Here is a 4,011-nt window from a genome sequence, read left to right on the forward strand (position 1 = left end):
TTTCTCTGAAATTGATCATCATTTCATAATCATAATCAATATTTTTCTCCCTGCTGTTGTGATAAACGGTCCAAATATCATTCAATCCATAGGTGTTGAAATCTAATAAATCATATTGAAGACGACCCGGAATAATCATGTTGGTTTCGTTTTTAGTAGAAACAATTACATAATCAATGCCTTTTAAATGCGCTTCATCTATTAGATCCAGAACATTTTTATAATTAGGATTAATCTGGTTTAAATATTTCAAATCATCATAAGCCTTTCTGGAATTTAATTTGTCTGATGATTTTATCAATTCTTTTGCGTTAGTGTACAAATAATTAGATAATTTATTTCTAGTTGAAACTATTTTATCATTATAATTATCAAAAGGGAATTTAGCATTTTTTCCTTCGTTTAATAACTTTAGGGGAAGTAGCGGTTTTATTTTTTCCTGACGATTGTTTAATTGCAAATACGAATTGTATATTTTTTCAAGGTTAGCAGGATTGGAATCATTTTCTAATAGATTTATGGAATTCAGGTCTCGATCTTTGGCTTTGGCGAAAGCTTCTTCTAGTATGTAAACATAATCTTGGTTGCCTTTTTTGTCTTTATTGGACCGTAAATTGTTCACTGCATTATCAATAGCTTCGTCATAATTTCCAGATGTTAACAAGGTTCTAGTGTGTTTTACACTGCAAGAGGTTATGAGTATAAAAGCTAAAATAGAGGAGATTTTTTTCATTCTAAAAGTGTTTTTACAAACTTAATATTTAATTTTTAAACGTAAGAAACAGTTTGGAAGATTTTATTCAAATAGTATCAAAAAAAATCCGACAATTTTGTGTCGGATTTGAAATGCTTTAATTTATTTTCTCACAAATGGAGGAAGTAATTTGCTTGAAACTTCACCAAATCCTATTCGGACTCCATTATTTTTACAGAAACCTTTTATTATAACCGTATCTCCATCATTGATGAATTTTCGTTCCGTTCCGTCATTGAGTTTTAGTGGATTTTTTCCTCCAGAAGTCAATTCTAACATTGAACCAAAACTATCAGGAGTTGATCCTGAAATAGTTCCTGAACCCATCATATCCCCTGAATTTACACGACATCCATTTGATGTGTGATGTGCTAATTGCTGGCTCATTGACCAATACATATATTTAAAATTTGTTTTTGAAACAATCGTAGCCTCAGAATTTTCAGGTTGTATTGAAGCTTCTAAATTAATATCATAGGTACTTTTTCCTTTAATTTGTAAATAGGGAAGTGGAGCGGGATCTTGTTTACATCCCTTAGTTTTAAATGGTTCCAATGCATCCATTGTAATAATCCAAGGAGAAATTGAGGTTGCAAAGTTTTTAGATAAAAATGGACCAAGTGGTATATATTCCCATTTTTGAATGTCACGTGCGCTCCAATCATTCAATAAAACCATTCCGAAAATGTAATCTTCAACTTCGTTGATAGGAATATTTTCACCCATAATATTTACGTCCGTGGTGATGAAAGCGGTTTCTAATTCAAAATCGACTAATCTTGAAGGTCCAAAAACAGGTGTTTGTTCATCCATTGGCAAAGTTTGCCCCATTGGTCTGTGAACGGGAATTCCCGAAGGAATTATAGTAGAACTTCTTCCGTGGTAACCCATTGGAATATGGAGCCAGTTGGGTAACAAAGCATTGTCAGGATCGCGAAACATTTTTCCAACATTGGTTGCATAACCTTTACTGGAATAAAAATCAGTAAAATCTCCAATTAAAACTGGTAATTGCATTTCGACATCGTTTATGTTGAAAATAACAATATCACGATGTTTTATGTTGTCTTGTAATTTTGGATTTTTTTCGTCAAAGATATCGGCAATGCGATTTCGAACTAATCGCCACGTTTTATTTCCATCTGAAATAAAATCGTTCAGCGTATCTTGCATAAACATATCATCGGTTAGTTCGATTCCGTCAAAATAATTTAATTGTTGCAAAGCTCCTAAATCAATGGCAAAATCACCAATTCGGGTTCCTACAGTCACCACATTTTCTTTGGTAAGAAAAACACCAAAGGGGATGTTTTGAATGGGAAAATCACTTTCGATAGGAACTTCTAACCAGGATTTTCTATTAATATTATTGGCAGTTATGGGCATAATGATGTTAATTATTTTGTTAAGAAATACACATCAAATATATCATAATCTAACTATTTACCAAACGTTTTTTTGTATTTTTGCCACAAATTAACTAAAATCAAAGAAATGCAACGCGACGAACAAATTTTTGACCTTATTTTAGAGGAACAAGACAGACAAATTCACGGACTAGAACTTATAGCTTCGGAGAATTTTGTAAGTGATGAAGTAATGGAAGCTGCAGGTTCCTGCTTGACCAATAAATATGCCGAGGGTTATCCTGGCAAAAGATACTATGGAGGTTGCGAAGTAGTTGATATTATTGAACAAATTGCCATAGATAGAGCTAAGGAATTGTTTGGTGCTGAATATGCTAACGTGCAACCTCATTCAGGTTCTCAAGCAAATACAGCAGTTTATTTTGCTTGTTTGAAACCAGGAGATACCATTTTAGGTTTCGATTTGTCTCATGGTGGGCATTTAACTCACGGTTCTTCAGTGAATTTTTCAGGACGTTTGTACAACCCCGTTTTTTATGGTGTTGACAAAGAAACTGGTCGTTTAGATTATGATAAAATTCAAGAAATTGCTACAAAAGAAAAACCAAAATTAATTATCGCTGGTGCTTCGGCTTATTCTCGTGATATAGATTTTGAGCGTTTTAGAGTAATTGCTGATAGCGTTGGAGCAATCCTTTTCGCTGATATTTCGCATCCCGCAGGATTAATTGCCAAAGGATTGTTGAATGACCCAATTCCTCATTGTCATATTGTTTCGACTACAACGCATAAAACATTGCGTGGTCCAAGAGGTGGTTTGATTTTGATGGGTAAAGATTTTCCAAATCCATTTGGTTTAACTACTCCAAAAGGAGAAATCAGAATGATGTCTAATTTATTAGATTTGGCTGTTTTCCCTGGAAATCAAGGAGGTCCTTTGATGCACATTATTGCTGCAAAAGCAGTTGCATTTGGAGAAGCTTTAACCGATAATTTTTTCAGATATGCTTTGCAATTGCAAAAAAACGCCAATGCAATGGCCGATGCTTTTGTAAAAAGAGGTTACGATATTATTTCTGGTGGAACTGATAATCACATGATGCTAATTGACTTGAGAAACAAAAATATTTCAGGAAAAGAAGCCGAGAATGCTTTGGTAAAAGCAGAAATTACAGTGAATAAAAATATGGTCCCGTTTGATGATAAATCACCATTTGTTACTTCCGGAATTCGTGTGGGAACTCCAGCAATCACTACTCGTGGACTTGTTGAAGAAGATATGGAAACGATTGTTGCTTTGATCGATAAAGTACTTATGAATTACACAAATGAAGATATTATCGAAGAAGTGGCTAATGAAGTAAACGAAATGATGAGCGAAAGAGCTATGTTCGTTTTCTAGAAAAAACAGTATTTTTCAAACGCAGATTTCACTAATTTTCACTATATTTATTCGTGATAATTAGTGAAATTTGTGTTTTATGCAAAACATAAATTTTAAAATCTAAAGTGTACTTTTTTGAAAATAAATAATTGTAAAAAATGAGAATAGAAACAGAAATGAAATTGGGGTTTAAAGATGTTATGATTAGACCTAAAAGATCAACATTAAAAAGTCGTTCTCAAGTATCTTTAGAAAGAGAATTCAAATTTTTGCACAGCAATATTTCTTGGGAAGGAGTTCCTATTATTGCTGCCAATATGGATACAGTAGGAACATTTTCTATGGCAGAAGCTTTGGCTAAAGACAAACTTTTTACTACTATTCATAAACATTATTCCGTGCAAGAATGGAATGATTTCTTAGCTAATATTTCTCCTGAATTATATAATTATATTGCAATTAGTACTGGAACTGGAAAAAATGATTCCATGAAAATTGCTGAAATT

Annotated in this window: 3 protein-coding genes and 1 pseudogene; 2 read left to right on the forward strand and 2 right to left on the reverse strand. The window is 32.9% G+C overall.

Features of this window, described 5'->3' with window-relative positions; translation table 11 throughout:
• Together PHC28_RS16505 and fahA are read right to left on the reverse strand one after the other, a co-directional pair.
• Positions 1–733 (reverse strand): annotated as a pseudogene (locus tag PHC28_RS16505) (hypothetical protein); the annotation flags it as partial.
• Positions 734–856: 123 nt separating this feature from the next.
• Positions 857–2,140: a fumarylacetoacetase gene (fahA, locus tag PHC28_RS16510; protein WP_300103217.1), complete on the reverse strand. Its 1,284-nt coding sequence runs from the start codon at positions 2,138–2,140 to the stop codon at positions 857–859.
• A gap of 108 nt (positions 2,141–2,248) precedes the next feature.
• Here fahA and glyA point away from each other — a divergent pair, with 108 nt between their 5' ends.
• Positions 2,249–3,523, forward strand: a complete 1,275-nt coding sequence (gene glyA / locus PHC28_RS16515) for a serine hydroxymethyltransferase (RefSeq protein ID WP_300103219.1) — start codon at positions 2,249–2,251, stop codon at positions 3,521–3,523.
• 140 nt (positions 3,524–3,663) lie between these two features.
• The coding region (locus tag PHC28_RS16520) for an IMP dehydrogenase (protein ID WP_300103221.1) at positions 3,664–4,011 on the forward strand (348 nt) is incomplete at its 3' end.

The sequence above is a fragment of the Flavobacterium sp. genome (assembly GCF_028712645.1).
Classification (GTDB): Bacteria; Bacteroidota; Bacteroidia; order Flavobacteriales; family Flavobacteriaceae; genus Flavobacterium.

Excerpts from the sequence above, each read along its gene's own strand:
- fahA (WP_300103217.1), bottom strand. The coding sequence starts at position 2,140 with ATGCCCATAACTGCCAATAATATTAATAGAAAATCCTGGTTAGAAGTT.
- glyA (WP_300103219.1), top strand. The coding sequence starts at position 2,249 with ATGCAACGCGACGAACAAATTTTTGACCTTATTTTAGAGGAACAAGAC.